The organism is Bacteroides sp. HPS0048, assembly GCF_964240755.1.
Lineage (GTDB): Bacteria > Bacteroidota > Bacteroidia > Bacteroidales > Bacteroidaceae > Bacteroides > Bacteroides nordii.
The window spans coordinates 1-18078 of record NZ_CAXSVC010000003.1 but is presented as its reverse complement, the minus strand read 5'-3'; the positions used below and the strand labels follow the sequence as shown (position 1 = coordinate 18078).

The 18078-nt window shown below is 40.3% G+C and carries 15 protein-coding genes and 1 pseudogene; 5 read left to right on the top strand and 11 right to left on the bottom strand.

Features of this window, described 5'->3' with window-relative positions; translation table 11 throughout:
- Positions 1–11: 11 nt before the first annotated feature.
- Positions 12–983, top strand: a complete 972-nt coding sequence (locus tag ACESQI_RS02945; protein ID WP_002559824.1) for a dihydroorotate dehydrogenase-like protein — start codon at positions 12–14, stop codon at positions 981–983.
- A 64-nt stretch (positions 984–1047) separates the two neighbouring features.
- On the opposite strand, the pseudogene ACESQI_RS02940 reads toward ACESQI_RS02945, so the two are convergent.
- The 3 genes and pseudogenes from ACESQI_RS02940 to ACESQI_RS02930 all read right to left on the bottom strand — a co-directional run bounded on the left by ACESQI_RS02940 (position 1048) and on the right by ACESQI_RS02930 (position 5872).
- Positions 1048–2951: pseudogene (locus ACESQI_RS02940) on the bottom strand (polysaccharide biosynthesis protein).
- Between the two features lie 197 nt (positions 2952–3148).
- On the bottom strand, positions 3149–4708 hold the full coding sequence (gene dnaB, locus ACESQI_RS02935) for a replicative DNA helicase (protein WP_007485909.1): 1560 nt from the start codon (positions 4706–4708) through the stop codon (positions 3149–3151).
- Positions 4709–4999: 291 nt separating this feature from the next.
- Positions 5000–5872, bottom strand: coding sequence for a CPBP family intramembrane glutamic endopeptidase (locus ACESQI_RS02930; RefSeq protein WP_007485910.1), 873 nt, complete (start codon positions 5870–5872; stop codon positions 5000–5002).
- 168 nt (positions 5873–6040) lie between these two features.
- Here ACESQI_RS02930 and ACESQI_RS02925 point away from each other — a divergent pair, with 168 nt between their 5' ends.
- Positions 6041–7087, top strand: a complete 1047-nt coding sequence (locus ACESQI_RS02925) for a leucine-rich repeat protein (RefSeq protein ID WP_122201565.1) — start codon at positions 6041–6043, stop codon at positions 7085–7087.
- Positions 7088–7567: 480 nt separating this feature from the next.
- Here ACESQI_RS02925 and ACESQI_RS02920 read toward each other — a convergent pair whose 3' ends face one another.
- Complete coding sequence (locus tag ACESQI_RS02920; RefSeq protein ID WP_025867149.1) at positions 7568–8176, bottom strand: response regulator transcription factor; 609 nt, start codon at positions 8174–8176, stop codon at positions 7568–7570.
- Positions 8166–8870, bottom strand: coding sequence for a hemerythrin domain-containing protein (locus tag ACESQI_RS02915; protein WP_044095111.1), 705 nt, complete (start codon positions 8868–8870; stop codon positions 8166–8168). The genes ACESQI_RS02920 and ACESQI_RS02915 overlap by 11 nt, the downstream gene beginning before the upstream one ends.
- 255 nt (positions 8871–9125) lie before the next feature.
- Here ACESQI_RS02915 and ACESQI_RS02910 point away from each other — a divergent pair, with 255 nt between their 5' ends.
- The 3 genes from ACESQI_RS02910 (at position 9126) to ACESQI_RS02900 (ending at position 11362) form a co-directional block, all read left to right on the top strand.
- Positions 9126–10301: a phosphoribosylaminoimidazolecarboxamide formyltransferase gene (locus ACESQI_RS02910; protein ID WP_122201564.1), complete on the top strand. Its 1176-nt coding sequence runs from the start codon at positions 9126–9128 to the stop codon at positions 10299–10301.
- A 165-nt stretch (positions 10302–10466) separates the two neighbouring features.
- Positions 10467–10973: a flavodoxin FldA gene (gene fldA / locus ACESQI_RS02905; protein WP_122201563.1), complete on the top strand. Its 507-nt coding sequence runs from the start codon at positions 10467–10469 to the stop codon at positions 10971–10973.
- Positions 10974–10999: 26 nt separating this feature from the next.
- Positions 11000–11362 (top strand): DUF2023 family protein, encoded by a 363-nt coding sequence (locus ACESQI_RS02900; RefSeq protein WP_025867146.1) that lies wholly within the window; start codon positions 11000–11002, stop codon positions 11360–11362.
- A gap of 129 nt (positions 11363–11491) precedes the next feature.
- On the opposite strand, the gene ACESQI_RS02895 is transcribed toward ACESQI_RS02900, so the two are convergent.
- The 6 genes from ACESQI_RS02895 to ACESQI_RS02870 form a co-directional block, all read right to left on the bottom strand.
- On the bottom strand, positions 11492–12010 hold the full coding sequence (locus ACESQI_RS02895) for a hypothetical protein (RefSeq protein WP_147351266.1): 519 nt from the start codon (positions 12008–12010) through the stop codon (positions 11492–11494).
- Between the two features lie 4 nt (positions 12011–12014).
- Positions 12015–12926 carry a M91 family zinc metallopeptidase gene (locus ACESQI_RS02890; RefSeq protein ID WP_373125411.1) on the bottom strand — a complete coding sequence of 304 codons (912 nt, stop codon included), beginning with the start codon at positions 12924–12926 and terminating at the stop codon, positions 12015–12017.
- A gap of 369 nt (positions 12927–13295) precedes the next feature.
- Complete coding sequence (locus tag ACESQI_RS02885) at positions 13296–14423, bottom strand: cytochrome-c peroxidase (protein ID WP_373125410.1); 1128 nt, start codon at positions 14421–14423, stop codon at positions 13296–13298.
- Positions 14424–14796: 373 nt separating this feature from the next.
- Entirely contained in the window at positions 14797–17142 is a 2346-nt protein-coding gene (locus ACESQI_RS02880) for a TonB-dependent receptor domain-containing protein (RefSeq protein ID WP_373125409.1), read from the bottom strand.
- Between the two features lie 150 nt (positions 17143–17292).
- A complete protein-coding gene (locus tag ACESQI_RS02875) occupies positions 17293–17583 on the bottom strand; it encodes a hypothetical protein (protein WP_373125482.1) in 291 nt (96 codons plus the stop codon).
- A complete protein-coding gene (locus ACESQI_RS02870; protein WP_373125489.1) occupies positions 17510–17662 on the bottom strand; it encodes a hypothetical protein in 153 nt (50 codons plus the stop codon). The genes ACESQI_RS02875 and ACESQI_RS02870 overlap by 74 nt, the downstream gene beginning before the upstream one ends.
- Positions 17663–18078: the final 416 nt, after the last annotated feature.

Below are 18078 nucleotides of genomic sequence, written 5' to 3'. Positions count from 1 at the left end.
AATTATCTACTATGACCGATTTAAAAACTACTTTTGCCGGGCTTCAACTTAAGAATCCCATTATCATTAGCAGTTCGGGACTAACCAATAGTGCCGGGAAAAACAAAAAGTTGGCCGAAGCAGGAGCCGGAGCCATCGTATTGAAATCACTTTTTGAGGAGCAGATACTCATTGAAGCTGATCAACTTAAAGACCCCACTTATTCTGAAGGTAATGATTATCTGGCTGATTATATCAGAGAACATAAACTGGCCGAATATCTGGAACTGATCAAAGAAAGTAAGAGAGTATGTGATATTCCAATCATCGCAAGTATCAACTGTTATACAGATACTGAATGGATTGATTTTGCAAAGCAGATGGAAGAAGCCGGTGCTGATGCACTGGAAATCAATATCCTCGCTGTGCAATCGGATATTCAATATAAATATGGTTCGTTTGAACAACGCCATATTGATATTCTGAGTCATATTAAAAAAGTCGTTAAGATTCCTGTTATCATGAAATTGGGCGACAATCTGACCAATCCTGTCGCACTCATTGATCAACTTTATGCCAACGGTGCAGCAGCAGTTGTATTGTTCAACCGTTTCTACCAACCGGATATTGATATTGAAAAAATGGAGCATATCTCCGGAAATGTATTCAGTAGTGCTTCCGACTTATCCAAAACACTTCGTTGGATAGGAATTGCTTCTGCAATGGTTGATAAGATTGACTACGCAGCATCCGGAGGGGTACACAAACCGGCAGCTGTAGTAAAGGCTATCCTGGCAGGAGCATCAGCTGTAGAAGTATGTAGCACGGTCTACCAAAATACCAACATGTATATTGGAGAAATGACTCGTTTCCTGGCCACATGGATGGAACAGAAAGGGTTTAAAGGTATCGCACAGTTTAAAGGAAAATTGAATGCCAAAGATGTGCAAGGCATCAATATGTGGGAACGTACTCAATTCCTGAAATACTTCTCCAACAAATAAAAGATAAAAAAATGGCTGCGTTATGAAATACATCGCAGCCATTTTTTTATCTTTTATATCTCTATTAATCCTTCTTATCCAACGCTTCAAAACAAGAGTTCTTACTTACAAATTCGGGAACAATATCCTTCATTGCTGCTACAATCTTCATCTGATCGTACGTATAACTCATTTCAATTAAATTCTGGATACGCTCTTTTACTTCATCATAATCATACTCGCGGACGGTAGCAATCATAATCTTATCGTGATAGGTAGGTTTTGTCAACTCCTTCACGTTCAAAAGTTCCTCATATAACTTTTCTCCATGCCGTAATCCGGTAAACTCTATTTTTACATCTGTACGCCCCGAAAGACTAATCATACGCTTAGCCAAATCAACAATCTTAACCGGTTTGCCCATGTCGAAGATATAAATCTCCCCGCCATTTCCCATACTTCCGGCTTCAAGTACCAATCTACAAGCTTCAGGAATAGTCATAAAATAACGAATAATTTCAGGGTGAGTCACAGTTACAGGACCTCCGCGCTGAATCTGATCACGAAAACGAGGAATAACAGAGCCATTAGAGCCTAATACATTTCCAAAACGAGTAGTGATAAATTGTACGGTTCCCTCTCCTTTTTCCTGTAATTTCTTAGCTAAAGACTGCACATAAATCTCACAAATACGTTTGGAACATCCCATCACATTCGTTGGATTTACAGCCTTATCAGTAGAGATCATCACAAACTTCTCTGCACCGTATTTTACAGCAAAATCAGCTAAAATACGTGTACCTGCTACGTTTACCTGAATAGACTCGGACACATTATCCTCCATCATTGGCACATGTTTGTAGGCAGCTGCATGGAATATATATTGAGGCTTATATTCACGGAAAATAGCTTCAATACGGGTCGGATTAGAAATATCTGCTACGATTGTCTCAGCATCAATATCTCTCCATCGATCCTGCAATTCAAGACGAATATCATCAATGGTGTCTCTGCCTGATCTACCAGAATAAGTTTATAAGGATTAAAAGAAGCTACCTGACGCATTATCTCACTACCGATAGAACCGGCTGCACCGGTAATCATCACCCTTTTTCCTTCAAGATGAGAAGCAATCTTATGAATATCCACTTCAATCGGTTCGCGTTGCAAAAGGTCTTCAATCTGGATTTCCTTCAACTGAGTACGATTCAAAGGCTGTCCACCCCACTCACTCAAAGGAGGTGCAGTAAGTAGTTTTATATTATGAGCCAACAAACGATCTGCTATATCCGTTTTCTTCAACTGATCCATCTTAGCCGGAGAAATGATAATGGTGTTCACATCGCGATCCTCCAACCTCTCAATCAGCGTATCATCATTGGGATACACCTTCACTCCCATCATAATCTTATCAATCAATTCCGGTTCGTCGGCAATAAAACCACGCAAACGATAATGATTACGTAAATTCACACGAAGTGACTTGGCTATATTTACACCTACTTCTTTTGCACCATAAATAAATACATTAACTGTCTGGCTACGGTCAAAATTAATGATTTCAAAAAACATTTTAACCACAATGCGCGAACAAGCCATCAGAGCAAAATTTATGACATACGCCATAAACAACACACTTACCGGAGCTATCTTTACATTGAAATATGTATCCAGAAGAACACTCGTAACCATCAACGTCCCATATGATACGGTGAGGGATACGAAAATGCGCATAATATCAACAAATGAAGAGAAACGCAGTACATTGGAATACGTACGAAATACCCGGAAAAATACCAGATTAACAATTACTGTCCAGAGAATAGTCTTATCAATAGTAGAAGAGTCTAAAAAAATACTACGAAAATCATAACGGAGCGCATATGACAACATACACGAAGATACAATAATAAAGACATCAATCAACAGAATAGTCCAAATAGGCAACACCTTTGAGGAAAGGTATCGATGAAAAAATCTTGGTTTCATTCTTTTTACAGTTTTTTGTTTTAGGCGTTGCAAAGATACATTATTTTTATCAACCACCGCTTTATTTTACAAAATAATAAAAAATCTTTTGTGTTTCCCTACAAATCAATAGAAACCGAAAATAATAAAAAAATGTAATAAACGCATTGAAATTCAATGATTCCAATGCGTTTATTACATTCTCAAAAACTTACTAATCAGAAAGGCAAAGGTCCTTCATCTCCTCCACCAAACGGATTGGCACTTTGTGGAGCAAAATCGGGTACAGGCGGCGGAACATTACCGGAGCTACTATTCATACGTGAGCCAAGTACAGGCATCGCCCCTGCATCGGGCACAGGTATTACCATATCATCATCCGGATTCTGGAAACGAGTATATTCACCTTTAAATCGCAACAGAACATCACCCACAGCACCATTACGATGCTTTGCAATAATTATTTCGGCCATACCACGAAGATCATTTCCATGATCGTCCTGAAATATTTTGTAATACTCCGGACGGTGAATAAAACATACCATATCGGCATCCTGCTCAATGGCTCCGGATTCACGAAGGTCACTCAACTGAGGACGTTTTCCTTCAATACCCTCACGATTTTCTACACCACGATTCAACTGTGACAGAGCAATAATAGGAATGTTCAACTCTTTGGCAAGCCCTTTGAGCGAACGAGAGATAGTACTAACCTCTTCCTGACGGCTACCAAAAGCCATACCACTGGCATTCATCAGCTGAAGGTAGTCAATAATAATGATTCTTACACCATGCTCACGTACCAGACGGCGTGCCTTTGTACGAAGCTCAAACACGGATAGAGAAGGCGTATCATCTACATAAAGCGGTGCGTCGATCAGGTCTTTCAGTTTATAGTCCAACTGTTGCCACTCATATGCAGCAAGCTGTCCGCTCTTGATCTTTTCACTGGGTATTTCGCACACATTGGAGATAAGACGGTTCACCAACTGTACATTGCTCATTTCAAGCGAAAACAATGCAACTGGATTACGGAAATTGACAGCTATGTTCTTAGCCATGGAAAGCACAAAAGCCGTTTTACCCATAGCCGGACGGGCAGCAATAATAATGAGGTCGGAATTCTGCCAACCGGAAGTCATCTTATCCAGTTTAGTGAAACCACTTTCCAAACCACTTAATCCATCGGCACGGGCAGCAGCTTTCTGAATCAACTGATACGCTTCGCTAATCACCGGATTGATCTGCGTATAGTCCTTTTTCATATTCCGCTGCGAAATTTCAAAGAGCTTTCCTTCGGCTTCCTGCATCAAATCATCCACATCGAGCGTTTCGTCAAACGCTTTACTTTGAATGCCACTGGTAAAAGTAATAAGCTCACGTGCCAGATACTTTTGTGCAATGATACGGGCATGATATTCAATATGCGCAGAAGAGGCTACTTTACTACTCAGCTGTGTGATATAAAACGGACCACCTACTTCTTTCAAATCACCCCGTTTGGCAAGTTGTTCTTTTACCGTGAGAATATCCACCGGCTGCTGGTTGACTGCCAGATCGGTTATAGCAGCATAGATCAACTGATGACGATGTTCATAGAATGATTCCGGACGAAGTATTTCACTCACCAAAGAATAAGCATCTTTCTCGATCATCAAAGCACCCAATACAGCCTCTTCCAGTTCCGGCGCCTGAGGCTGAATACGTCCGTAATCAGTTATAGGTTGTGGAGTTTTGGATTTGGTATTACGTGGAATTCTTTTGGGTTGTTCAGCCATCTTTATATTTACTATTTAAATTCTATTCATTTACAATCTAATCCTTAAGCACACTGCCAGTATGCAAAGGGGGTGACAAAGATAGAAAATAAAAATGAGACTGATAGCAGAATAAGATAGCAAGACTGATAAGAAATATCTATTTGCAACCTAATAATGTGTATTTAACATTTGTATATCTACACCATTAAAGTACGTACTTTATCCATATAAACTATGCATTTTAACTGTGCGTTAATTACCTATTTAACACTGCGTTAAATACGTAATTTTATAAGTAAGAAAACCTATTTATCTGCATTTTCTTCTTTCAAAGTACCAGATAATACTTCCCGTCAGTACAATCATCAGTATCGTACAGATGATAGATCCCTCAAAGCCAAAAGTACCGCCGTTCAAAATGGTATTCTCTGGCAGTTGCAGCTGTAACAGTGGCGGACAAAGCTCAATCCCGCTTACTTTATACCCCAACACAGGACCTTGCAACCAATTCCAGAACAGATGTAACGAAATCGGGAACCAGAGATTACGGGTATAGAGAAAAGCAGCTCCGAGCAGACAGCCAGCCAACACAAGATTCAGCATGGGAAGAAAAGCTACATTCGGATTGAAAAGATGCATCAGAGAAAATAACACAGACGAAATCAGCAACGAAAGGAATTTGTTAAGCCTCGTCCGCAGCAACCGTCCCAAAACATAGCCACGAATCATTATTTCTTCTGTAAGGGCAATAAGAATACAGACACCGAAACTCCCCGCCAGATTGGTAAAGCTAAAATGAACTCCCATAATCCTGACCTCTCCCAATGCTAATGAAAGTCCGAATCCAATACCATACAGGAGTACAGCCACCAACAATCCATACAAGAAGTCTTTCCAACGCCCCCGGATACTAAGTCCTAAATCAGAAAACGGACGATAATCGCAATACTTAAGAACAAACAAAGCAGGAAGGACACTGGCCAGCAAACTGGCTGTCTGAATAACTGCGTATTGGGACAGTGTATACGATCCATGTACCCCCGAAAGCCCCAAACCAAGATAAGCAGCCACAGAAAGCACCATGGAAAGAAAGAAATATAATCCTATATAAACAGACAGACTGATAAGTACATGAACCCCTGTCCTGGGATTTTCCTGGCGGATAGCATTTTCTTGTTCCATATATAATAATTTACTTAGAGTATGCCACAATCATATAGCCTTATAGTAAAACTATGCCCACTGCCGCATTATTAATTGTTAAGCCGGAAGCAAAAATAACTATAAAAAACAAAAAGAGAGGCGTGTTCTCCCTTTTTTCTGTATATTTGTCTAAATAAAAGCTCACTCATGAAAATAAAACATTTATTTATAGGTCTGCTCCTGGCTGCAACGACACCGGGAATTATGGCGCAACCTATTAAAAAACAGTATTTTGTATCCAAAGCAGGAACATTGATTTCAATGATGACCGAAGACGAAGCAAACAGTGTTACTCATCTTACACTGACAGGAAAAATCAATGCAGAAGACTTCAGGCACCTGCGGGATGAATTTAAAAACTTAGAAGTACTCGATATCTCAAATGCAGAGATCAAAATGTATACAGGAAAAGCCGGAACACATCCCGACAAATTCTATGTATATATGCCCAACTTTATTCCTGCATATGCATTCTGCCAGGTAGTAAACGGACAACCTCAAGGAAAGATGTCATTGAAAAAAGTGGTTCTTTCAGAAAAGATCAAGAACATCGAAGATGCTGCTTTTAAGGGTTGCAGTAATCTTGCTATTTGCCAGATCAGAAAGAAAACGCCGCCCAATCTCCTTCCGGAAGGGTTGGCAGACAGTATTACTGCCATTTTCGTCCCATTAGGTAGCAGCGACGGATACAAAATAAAGGATAACTGGAAATCATTTGCCTTCATCGAAGGAGAACCACAGGAAGCTACTTTGCAAGTGGGTGCAATGAGTAGTCTGGAGAGTGAAATACAAAAGGCAGGCTTACAGCCCAAAGATATCAACTTCCTCACAATTGAAGGTAAATTGGACAACAACGACTTCAAACTAATCAGAGACTACATGCCCAACCTCGTTGCTGTAGATATTGCAAAAACAAATGCAACTTCTATTCCGGATTTTACATTCTCTCAAAAAAAATATTTGCTTCGTATAAAATTGCCCCACGGACTAAAGGTGATCGGCCAACGTGTATTTAGCAATTGCGGCAGATTATGTGGTACGGTAGAGTTACCCGCCAGTGTAACCGCTATTGAATTCGGTGCATTTATGGGATGTGATAATCTACGGCATGTGGTAGCTACAGGAGATAAAATTACAACATTGGGTGATAATCTATTTGGCGACGGGGTAGAAAACAAGTTGATATACAAGTAGGAATCGAGAAAATTAATAAAGAAACATAAGAGTGTACATTTTTGTCATGCAAGAGTGTACACTCTTGTTATATAAAGATGTACACTCTTGCATGACCAAAGTGTACATTCTTATTTTAATTGATTATCAGCACCTTACATCGAAATAATAAAATAAAAAAACGAGCAAATTCTTTTAAAGAATTCCTCGCCTCTGATAAGAAAAGCCATAAGGCTTTTCTTTTGTTTTCCTCTTTTTTCCTGAATTACAATCTTCTTTCTTACCTAAAAAAACTTCAATTACCTATTATTCTATTGTTATCCTTATTAATCTTTTACCTTTTATTTGTACCTATTGAAGCTTTGTTTATACCTTAAATTCTAATACCTTAATTTCTTATTTTTACCTTTTAAACTAATAACAATTTCTCAATTGCACTGCAAAGATACAGCTTTTTTCCGTGTGCGCAAACGGTTTTGCGTTTTATAACACTTTTTAAAGCTATAAATCTTTCACATCACTCAGTTCAACCAGCTTATTTACAATAGCATAGATAGTCAAACCGGCAGCACTGTGTATTTGCAGCTTTTTACTGATATTTCTTCTGTGAGTGATTACAGTATGGATAGAAAGAAACAGTTTTTCGGCTATCTCTTTGTTTGTCATCCCCTTCACTACACATACCACAATTTCTTTCTCCCGCTGACTTAGTGTCTCCTGTCCGTCTTCCTCTATATCAGGCTCAATATTCTCCAAACGGGTTATCTTGTTGGAAAGTGTCTCCAGGTCATCAAAAATAGAGATGGAATCGTCGTATTTACTTAGCAGGTTTGCATCAATAAACGAACTTACCAGTGCCACCACCCGAATTCCTTTTCCAGTCGTTTCTTCACGAAATCGCACTACATCAAAATAGTCACCAAATGTTGGGTTTACTACCAATATATCGGGATACTGCGTACGCAGACAGTCGTGTAATGCTTCAACAGAAAGAAGTTCTACCGGCTGGACTTTCAGATTAGGCAAACGTTTTAATGCCAGTGTCAACCCACTACGGATAATCACAGAATTTTCTGCAACAGCTATGCGAATTGCTTCGTTATTTTTCATTGTCATTCATCCTCCTTTCCAACTTCAGAATAGCAGGAACAAAAATATAATCTTCTACTTTACAATGAGACTCAAGCCCCTCTTCACAAGCATATATATCAAACAATGCAGCATTAAGCAAATTGGTGTTTGCCTTAGCAGGACAGTATTTAATAATAATATTTTTAAGTTCAGTCAACTTCTCTCCTACCTGATCATGGTGTTTGGAGAATGTACTGATTTGATAATTCTTTGGTGCGTTATTCTCAAGCAGCGCATCTACATACTTAAACACCGTTCTCTCCTCATACTCCATGTGTTTGCGTACTTCCCGCATATATTCGTCGAAGAATTTAAGAATAAGAAAAGATACATCGTTCTCTGAACAATCAATAGCTTCCAGTAGTTTGCGCCGTATAGCAGGCAGACAGAACTCCAAAAAATAAATATGAGCCTGCCGCAAGTAGTCAACCAATGCCGGAATAGACAGACCATCTGTTTCACCATCCATACGCGAAAATCCCTCGGCCATAAAATTCACTACCGCAAGAAACGTCGGACAATCGACTCCATTCATCTCGCAAACTTCTTTTACCGTTTTGTCTCCAAAGCCCAAAGACAACCCAAAACGGCTCATAACCTGTAACAGAGAGTAATTATCACTGATAAGATCAATCATCTTATCGGAGGATTTATATTTTTGTAATCTGTCCATTTATACCTATTTTTATATTACGCGTACAAAGGAACGGATATTTTTTCGTGCACGCAATCCCCATTTATAGGTATTTTGGGGATTTAAAAATTAATAATTAAAAATTAAAATGCTTATCTTTGCGACGTTAGTCCGGGAAGAAACCTTGACGGTAAAGTTCATACAAGCCTGTAATAAGGCTCATAATCAGAAAGAATTTATCAAGCTACAACACCGGTCTTTTAATTTTCAATCTTTAATTTTTAATTATAAATCATGGCAAAAGAATTAGAACTGAAATACGGCTGCAATCCTAACCAGAAGCCTGCCCGTATCTTCATGAAAGACGGAGAACTGCCCATCGAAGTATTAAACGGACGTCCCGGATTTATCAATTTACTGGATGCATTCAACAGCTGGCAATTAGTAAAAGAGCTGAAAGAAGCTACCGGACTTCCGGCTGCCGCTTCCTTCAAGCATGTCAGCCCGGCAGGTGCTGCCGTAGCGGTAGAAATGAATGAGACGCTAAAGAAGATTTACTTTGCAGACGATCTTCCACTTTCTCCGCTGGCTACTGCTTATGCCCGTGCCCGTGGTGCAGACCGTATGTCATCTTATGGTGATTTCATTGCTCTTTCTGACACGTGTGATGAAGAGACAGCACGCCTTATCAATCGCGAAGTATCCGATGGGGTTATAGCACCTGATTACACACCCGAAGCACTGGAAATTCTTCGTAACAAACGCAAAGGTACTTACAATGTTATAAAAATAGACCCGGCATACCGCCCTGCTCCTATCGAACATAAGGATGTATTCGGTATCACTTTTGAACAAGGACGCAATGAATTGAAGATAGACGAATCTCTGCTCAAAGAGATGCCGACCCGGAATCAGGAGATTCCCACCGATGCCAAACGCGATCTGCTTATTGCCCTCATTACATTAAAGTATACACAGTCCAACTCCGTATGCTATGCCAAAGACGGACAGGCTATCGGTATTGGTGCCGGACAACAGTCACGTATCCATTGCACCCGCCTTGCCGGAAATAAGGCTGACATCTGGTATCTGCGTCAACATCCGAAAGTAATGAATCTCCCCTGGAAAGATAAAATACGCCGTGCCGACCGTGACAATACAATAGACATTTACATCTCTGAAGATTATATGGATGTATTGGCAGACGGTAGTTGGGAACAATTCTTCACCGAAAAGCCGGAAGTACTGACCCGTGAAGAAAAACGCGAATGGCTGGATACGCTAACCGGAGTAGCATTGGGTTCAGATGCCTTCTTCCCTTTTGGTGACAATATTGAGCGTGCACACAAAAGTGGTGTAAGTTATATTGCACAACCGGGAGGTTCAGTACGCGACGATCATGTGATTGAAACTTGTGATAAGTATAACATTGCCATGGCATTTACGGGTATCCGTCTGTTTCATCATTAATATAATTAAGGTGTAAAAGCATCTGGCTTCACACACTTATTAATAACCAATAGCTACATCCCCATTTATAATGAGTACCAACGTGTTATTCCATTATAAATGGGGATTTTCTATATCATCCGGCTACCTTACCTTTGCACCATCATAATAAAACAGAAATTGAAAATGAATAAAATTGGTGTATTTTACGGTTCTACTACAGGAACCACAGAAGACGTGGCCCATCGCATTGCAGAGAAGTTGAATGTTCCTCAGGGAGATATTCATGATGTTTCAGCATTGACTGATGCGCTGGCAAAAGAATATGGTGTATTGGTATTGGGTACTTCAACCTGGGGCGTAGGCGAATTGCAGGACGACTGGTATGATGGCATTAAAATTTTGAAGAAAGCAGACCTGACGCATAAGTTTGTAGCACTATTTGGCTGTGGTGATTCCGATTCATACGCCGACACCTTCTGCGATGGAATCGGTATCTTGTATGAAGATCTGAAAGCCAGTGGTTGTACATTTGTTGGTGCAGTAGACACTGTAGGGTATACTTTCGATTCATCCGTAGCAGTAGTGAACGGCAAATTTATGGGGCTCCCTATTGATGAAGTGAACGAAGACGGCCAGACAGACGAACGCATTGCTCAATGGGTGGAAATACTCAAAAAAGAAATTAACTAATACTTTTTATTATATATACTTGCATTATGGCCACTGAAAGAACAATCCCCGGAGAGGTAAGAATTTTCCTGAATCACATTTATGAATTTAAGAAAGGAGTACGCAACATGGTACTCTATACCATGAATCGTGAATATGAAGAATTTGCAGTGCGCCGACTGGAGAATCAAAACATCAGTTATATGATTCAGAAAGTAGGGCCAAACAAAATCAACCTGTTCTTTGGTAAACCGGAGTGTATGGAGGCTATCCGCCATATCATCATCCGTCCGCTCAATAAACTGACTCCTGAAGAAGATTTCATCTTAGGAGCTATGTTGGGGTATGATATCTGCCAGCAATGCAAGCGATATTGTGGTAAAAAAGGAGGTATTAAGATTGCCGTTTAGTATCGTTTTTTTTGTATGTGTTAGCTTATTTGCATGTCTTTTTTGGGAAAGAAGCCGCTTCGTTAGGGAAAGCGGCTTCTTCTATCTTTCAATAGATCTTAAAATCCACAATAAAGATCATCAAAGAACTTAGTTATTTTCCTGATCTCTTTTCAGATTGAAAAAATCTTTAAAATGAATACAATCAATATGATATTTTCCCTTAGTAAATACTATTTTAGTAGCATAAATCAATTCACTTGGTAATATATTGGAATTCATCTCTTCTTCTTTTTTTATTTCATAAATATTCCACTCCGACACTAATTTCATCATATATTCTGTGAACAAAGGTTGATTCTTACTCTCAAAATCCCCTTTTTCGTTGGTATAAGAAAACGTATTATGTTTATTCCAGATTGTAACAAGCATATTACCTTGAACACCATACATTTCTAAGATATAAACAGTATCTTTTTCAGGAACATGCTTGAAATTATTTAAATAATCCAATTGAGTCCTGTAAAAATTCAGTGATTTTCCAAGAATATCTTGACTTCCTTGACAAGTGTATATATCTTCATATATTTTTAAATTACTCACATGCTTTTTTGTATTACATCCACAAGTAATGAATAAAAGCATTACATAAAACAAATAATTTTTCATAAATTTATCTCCTCCTATAAATAAATGGGGTTGACAACAATGGAATACCGTTAGGAGCTATTCCATTTGACTTCCAATAAAACAAACTTGTTACACCTCTAACTATTCTGGTACTTTCTAACCCGACTCGTGTTCCTGTACTTGCATCTATTCCATAATGGGTTCGCAATAGAATCCCATTTTCTGCTCTTAGTTGATTTTCTATATGGGTAGCATATTTTTCAGAATTAGGGATTGCTACCCCTCCTGCTGTAACCCAAGTAGAATTATCAATAGTGCCGTTCCAAACATCTTGAATATGTGCCATTTCATGCCCCAATCCAATATATGAAGGTCGATTTTCAGATCCTATAGCATTTATGCCTCCTGCTGTCGAGTTAGGATTCCATTTGATAAAAGCTCCATTAATGTCCGCTGTATTATTTCCTCGCACAATTTGTACTCTATTTGTCGAACTCATCAAATCACTAACTAAAGTATTCCCTACATTTCCCCCTACACGCAAATTATTTATTGCAGTAGTCAAATTATTTAAATATGTATCATTACCCGAATATACCTGACCATTACTACCTATAAAACCATAATTTCCATTTGCATCTTGTCCATAGTAATAAGTACTGCTACTAATGCTTGTAGTGCCATTAGGATTAGTCATAGTGGAATTAATAATATATGTAATGCTATCTCCCCTTAAATCAATTGCATTTATTGGGTTATTCGCGCAATACGCATACGGACTTATTGAATAATATTTCTCACACAACGGATCAACAGACATAAATCGTCCTAAAGCCGGATCATGCCAACGGGCCTGAAAGTCATATAAGTTTAATCCCATCAATCTCTCAAGTTCTTTGCCTCCAAAACGATATGCCTGCGGATTTTTTCCCCACTTGGAATCTATTACCGGCATACCATAAGGGAAAAAGTAGAAAAAAAAGAGAATGATAATAGTAATAGTAATGATTTTCCCATAGCAACAGTATTTAAATTACAAGATAAAGTACTCCTTATCATTCAATTGTTAAAGAATACGCTTTACCATTAACAAAGATAACAAAAAACTGAGATACAGATGTAAATCGGCAAAATTATTTATACAAATCCATCTCATTTTGCAGCTTTCCTTTGAACAAAAGTCATAAACAGCTTTTTTTCACAACTATCCGATTTGTTGTTCGCACTTGTTTTCCGTCCAGTTGACTTTGAGACTTTTGTTGTTTACCTGCCAATATGATATTACACTACTTCCAAGGAGGGATATGCACAGTTATGCCAATAATCAGTCTTTATGCTGGTGGGTAGGTTTATCCTTGTGATGATCATATCCGTCCGTCAACGTTTTCATGAAAGCAACAAGGGCGGCTTCCTCTTCAGGAGTCAATCCCAGGTTACCCAATTCATCTTTATTCACCGTAGCAGGATATTCGGCTGGCGGAAATTCATCACTTACGTCACGTACATTATAGAAATGTACAATCTCTTCAAGTGTTTTGAAATACCCGTTGTGTCCGTATGGCGCTGTCAGTTCCACATTACGAAGCGTAGGTACACGAAACTTTCCGTTCTCCTCCGCCTTTCGGACAATAGCTCCCAATCCAAGGTCTATAGAGTCCGGAGTCAGCAGAAAATATTCTTGGGGAACACAGTAATGCGGGTTTTCGGGATTTTTAGGAATACCCAGATTATCATAAGTATGGTCAGTAAACAGCGTACGGCGGGCAATAACATCCCGTTCCAGAATATGACATTCGGCACAAAGCCCTTTGTTTTCAAAAAGATCAAGTCCCAGTTTCTCCTGTGCAGTAAACGTATAGTTACCTTTCTTATATGCGTCAAACCTGGAAGAGAAAGGATTTACCTCTTTTGAGGACTGGTATGCCGCCAATGCATCGGTAATATAGGCATACAGGGAGTCTACATTTTCCGTCTCACCATAAATACGTATCAACTGCGGATAATAAGAGGTACGTTTCACTTTGTCTACCACCATACGCCTGTCATGATTCCCCATTTCAACGGGATTGAGGAAAGGTTCGCTTGCCTGAGCCTGTAATGAAGGCGAACGCCCGTCCCAGAACAGACCGCCTACATAAGTTTCCTCCTTTTCATCGTAATACAGATCGGGAATGAATTTTGAATAAGAGATGGTCATCGCATTGCGCTGAGAGTAAAGCCCTTTCACCGCACCTTCGGATACGGCACGGGAATCAATGTCTGCAAAACCTTTAGTCAATGTATGGCAAGTGGCACAGGACTGTCCGGCAGGTTCGGAGAGCGTAGCATCATGGAACAACCGGTTGCCAAGTAACTCTTTCTGTTTATGATAATGGGTAGGATCGTGCATGCAGGATGCCAGACTGAATACGCCCAACAGCAACACAGCATGAAGCAATGGTGTGTGTTTCATAGATGTTTTAGTTATAAATATGTCTTAATAATGGTATACAAAAATATATATTTTATCCGAACTATACAAAAGAAAGGAAATAAGAGATGGAAAAAAGGAGAGAAAAAAGAGGACAATCTAAAATGAGGTCAATCGCTTGCTGAAGGTAATTATGACAGCGTAAACGGTAAAGACGCAGGCTGCATGTAGTAAAGGCGTTCCCTGCATGCAGCCTGCGCCTTTACTACATGCAGGGAACGTATCAACTGTACAAAAGAAATTTCGCCTCTAAAAGCATAAAGAAAATATGATACATATATCTAAGATGCACAAAGATGCGTTCCATTATCCGGTACACTTCTCTGCACGGAAAGCAATGCCGGAAAAATTCTACTTAATAGGTTATTTTCACTCCGGCAAAGTAACTTCTTGGCGTTGCCGGACCATAAATATAGTTGGAGTCGCGGTTTGCCCCACGGTCGAAATCTTTCTGATATGCCTGGAAAATGTTTTGCACGCCACCATTGAGTTGTAATACTGCTACTTTATACAATTTAAAGTCGTAAGCCACTTTCATACCAAGATCAAAGAATTTGGGTGTAGTGAGAGCTACTGCAGGACGTTCGGGCATCTCCCCCATCGCTGCATTCTCAGCAGAGATGGCAGCACGCTGTACAAGCATACTGCCAGTGTACATGCCCGACAGAGCAATACTTAACGGCTTTATTGGTGCATAGGTAGCCGTAAAGTATCCGTAAGTATTTGGGGTACGAAACATTTTCTTTTCAGCCGGAGCGTCATCGTCCCATTGATGCGGTTCGTCGTAATGACTCCGTTGTAAAGTGATACCAGCCTGCAACTGGAATTGTGTCAGGTATGCCAGCTTTCCTTCCAAAGTCAGTCCCATGACTTTTGCACCCGGTCCGTTACCGCGTGTCCGTATCAATACTCCGTCTCCACGGTCCTCATAAGGTCCAAGCACGAAAACATCTTTCAGGTTCGTATAAAACCCTTCGACCAGAAAATTTACTTGCCAGGCTCCAAAACGGTGATACATATCGGCAGAGGCACTCAGGCTCTGCGACTTCTCTTCTTTCAATCCTTTAGCGCGTTCAATCATAGACACCGTACCACCCACATTCTCAATATGCAAATCCTCATCAAAGGCCTGCGGAGCACGAAAACCGGAAGCATAACTCAGACGGAAGTTAATATCCTTCGTCGGATTAAAACGCAGATTGGCACGCGGACTGAAAATGACATGATTCACCAGATTATGCTTATCCAGACGACCTCCGAGAAGAATACCCCACTTATCATTCTTCCATTCGTTCTGGAGAAAGCCACTGTAAATATTCACCGTCTGTTCCGTCTGGCGATTGTATCCCCACATATTGTCTTTCAGACGGTCACGGTTGTATTCCAGTCCGGCAGTGAGATCGGCAGGCATAAAAAAGCAACGCCCAAAGCTGTACATATACTGTGCACCCCCCATAGCCGTAAGATCAGTGGTTTTGCCATAGGCATTCAGGTCTTGCCCGCCGCCATAATAACTGTCACGATCTGTATTCAAAGCCGAAGCGAAAAGGCTCAGGCGATGTTTTTCATCGGGCGAGAAGTAATCGAACTTCAGGCTACCGCCATCAATAGCATGTTCCAATTGCTCGGCTATATTGGCTTCGTGAGGCGGACGATTCAGCAGATCCCCTCCCCGGCGGAACTCCTGCAAATGATGATACTCAAAAGTCAGCTTAGAGTAAGTGCTCGTCTTGAAATAAGAACGGAAGCCTACAGTCTGATTCTTTAGTTTGGGCAACTCCGTGTAACCGTCGCCATCGTAATCATAACCCGAACGATGACGGTTCTGCCCGAAGATATAAACTCCTGCACGATGGTCATCCGTCACCAGAGAGACATTTAAAGAGGTGTTATTATCGAAAGAGTTACCACCTCCAAATCCGGTAATGGTATGAGACAACTGGCCGGAGTTGCGCAGTGGTTCTTTAGTAATAATGTTTATTGTTCCGGCTATTGCAGACGATCCGAACAAAGCCGAACCACCTCCGCGCATTACTTCTACCCGTTCAATCATACTGGCAGGAATCTGCTCCAACCCATACACCCCCGAAAGAGCACTGAACACCGGACGAGAGTCTATCAGGATCTGTGTATACGGTCCGTCCAACCCATTGATACGTACCTGCTGAAAGCCACAGTTCTGGCAGTTGGTTTCCACCCGCACACCCGGCTGAAAGTTTAGTCCTTGCGAGAGAGTACTGGAGTTGGTAGATTCAAACAGTTTCAGATCGACCACATTGACCAATGTAGGTGCCATACGACGGGTTGTTTCGTTACGATTGGCAGAGACAACTACTCCATCAAGGGCAATAGCGTCTTCTTCCAATTCGAAATTCTCTTCCAGCGTCTTGCCCTTTTTCAAGGTTACGTCGCGGGTCAGGGTTTTGTATCCCACAGAACTGACTTCCATCCTGAAATTACCTTCGGGAAGATTCTTCAGAAAATAGTGTCCCGTAGCATCTGTTACCGTACCTATGGTAGTCCCTTTAAGGGCAATCGTAATATATGGTAAGTGCTCGCCGCTATTCTTATCAAGTACATGCCCGATGATATTGGCGTCAGATTTCTTCAACTCAGGGAATTCAGGATGTTCAGGTTGTGTGGCCATTGCTGAGAAAAAAGCATAGCACAGGCCAACGAGAATAAAGATATATTTTTTCATTTTCGTTTGTAGTCAGTAGTAACCACCTGGCAATGACAAAGGATGGAGACAGAACAATTGTACAGTCCTTTCCCCAACCACCATCCGGTAGTTACTTATTATTAATAGATGATTAAAAAAGAGGTTCTTTCGCGTTGAGGCGGAAAGAGTTTACGATAGATAAGGCGAAGGAGGCGCCCTCAATGACACCACTCCTGCACAAGAAGCATGACGGCCTATACGTTGAGGACACCATAGAAGCGTACACAACAACAATGCCGTAAATGCTGCAAAGACCGGGATAATACCCGCATCTGTGGTTTGAACGTGGGTTAAGAAGTGAATTAGCTGGAACTCAACAGTCGTATGTTCATGTTTTGTTCCTTTCTTAAAGGGGTGTGAGTGAACGATTGTCACCCCGTTCACCACGTGCGAGTGGGTGAACAGCGTAATGCCTGCCATGTACGAAATAAACAGTACAGGGAGGAACCACTTCAGGATAGATAGGTACAATCGTTTCATCTAAGTTTGTTTTCGGCAAAGATAAGGGGAATAATTATATCAGACAATCCCCATTAATGATGATTTGTCAACAAATACCGACTAACAGGCAGAAAAGCCTGGATTTTCACTATTATTAGGTATTTCATATCTCAAAGAAGCTCCTCATCTTTACAGTGAAATAGTAATAACACTCAGCCTGATGCAAAAGTTGCCAATGTGCTGATGTACCAATTGGCTGCGCTGTTTTATCGCAAGACATTGGTATATTGACATATTATTACAATGAAGAGGTTTCAAGGGTCCCCCTAAACAGTATCATTACGTTTATCCGGTATCGTACTTTGTTTTTCTTAGAAAGGAGTGTTCCTTTTCTCGATACAGGGCCGACGCATTAAATAAATTACTATTGCATATGTACTTTTCTTATTGTTATTTAATTGAATATTAATTGTT

Excerpts from the sequence above, each read along its gene's own strand:
- ACESQI_RS02885 (WP_373125410.1), bottom strand. The coding sequence starts at position 14,423 with ATGAAACACACACCATTGCTTCATGCTGTGTTGCTGTTGGGCGTATTC.
- ACESQI_RS02915 (WP_044095111.1), bottom strand. The coding sequence starts at position 8,870 with ATGGACAGATTACAAAAATATAAATCCTCCGATAAGATGATTGATCTT.
- ACESQI_RS02890 (WP_373125411.1), bottom strand. The coding sequence starts at position 12,926 with ATGCCGGTAATAGATTCCAAGTGGGGAAAAAATCCGCAGGCATATCGT.
- ACESQI_RS02910 (WP_122201564.1), top strand. The coding sequence starts at position 9,126 with ATGGCAAAAGAATTAGAACTGAAATACGGCTGCAATCCTAACCAGAAG.
- fldA (WP_122201563.1), top strand. The coding sequence starts at position 10,467 with ATGAATAAAATTGGTGTATTTTACGGTTCTACTACAGGAACCACAGAA.
- ACESQI_RS02925 (WP_122201565.1), top strand. The coding sequence starts at position 6,041 with ATGAAAATAAAACATTTATTTATAGGTCTGCTCCTGGCTGCAACGACA.
- ACESQI_RS02945 (WP_002559824.1), top strand. The coding sequence starts at position 12 with ATGACCGATTTAAAAACTACTTTTGCCGGGCTTCAACTTAAGAATCCC.
- ACESQI_RS02875 (WP_373125482.1), bottom strand. The coding sequence starts at position 17,583 with ATGGCAGGCATTACGCTGTTCACCCACTCGCACGTGGTGAACGGGGTG.
- ACESQI_RS02880 (WP_373125409.1), bottom strand. The coding sequence starts at position 17,142 with ATGAAAAAATATATCTTTATTCTCGTTGGCCTGTGCTATGCTTTTTTC.
- ACESQI_RS02900 (WP_025867146.1), top strand. The coding sequence starts at position 11,000 with ATGGCCACTGAAAGAACAATCCCCGGAGAGGTAAGAATTTTCCTGAAT.
- dnaB (WP_007485909.1), bottom strand. The coding sequence starts at position 4,708 with ATGGCTGAACAACCCAAAAGAATTCCACGTAATACCAAATCCAAAACT.
- ACESQI_RS02895 (WP_147351266.1), bottom strand. The coding sequence starts at position 12,010 with ATGAAAAATTATTTGTTTTATGTAATGCTTTTATTCATTACTTGTGGA.
- ACESQI_RS02920 (WP_025867149.1), bottom strand. The coding sequence starts at position 8,176 with ATGAAAAATAACGAAGCAATTCGCATAGCTGTTGCAGAAAATTCTGTG.
- ACESQI_RS02930 (WP_007485910.1), bottom strand. The coding sequence starts at position 5,872 with ATGGAACAAGAAAATGCTATCCGCCAGGAAAATCCCAGGACAGGGGTT.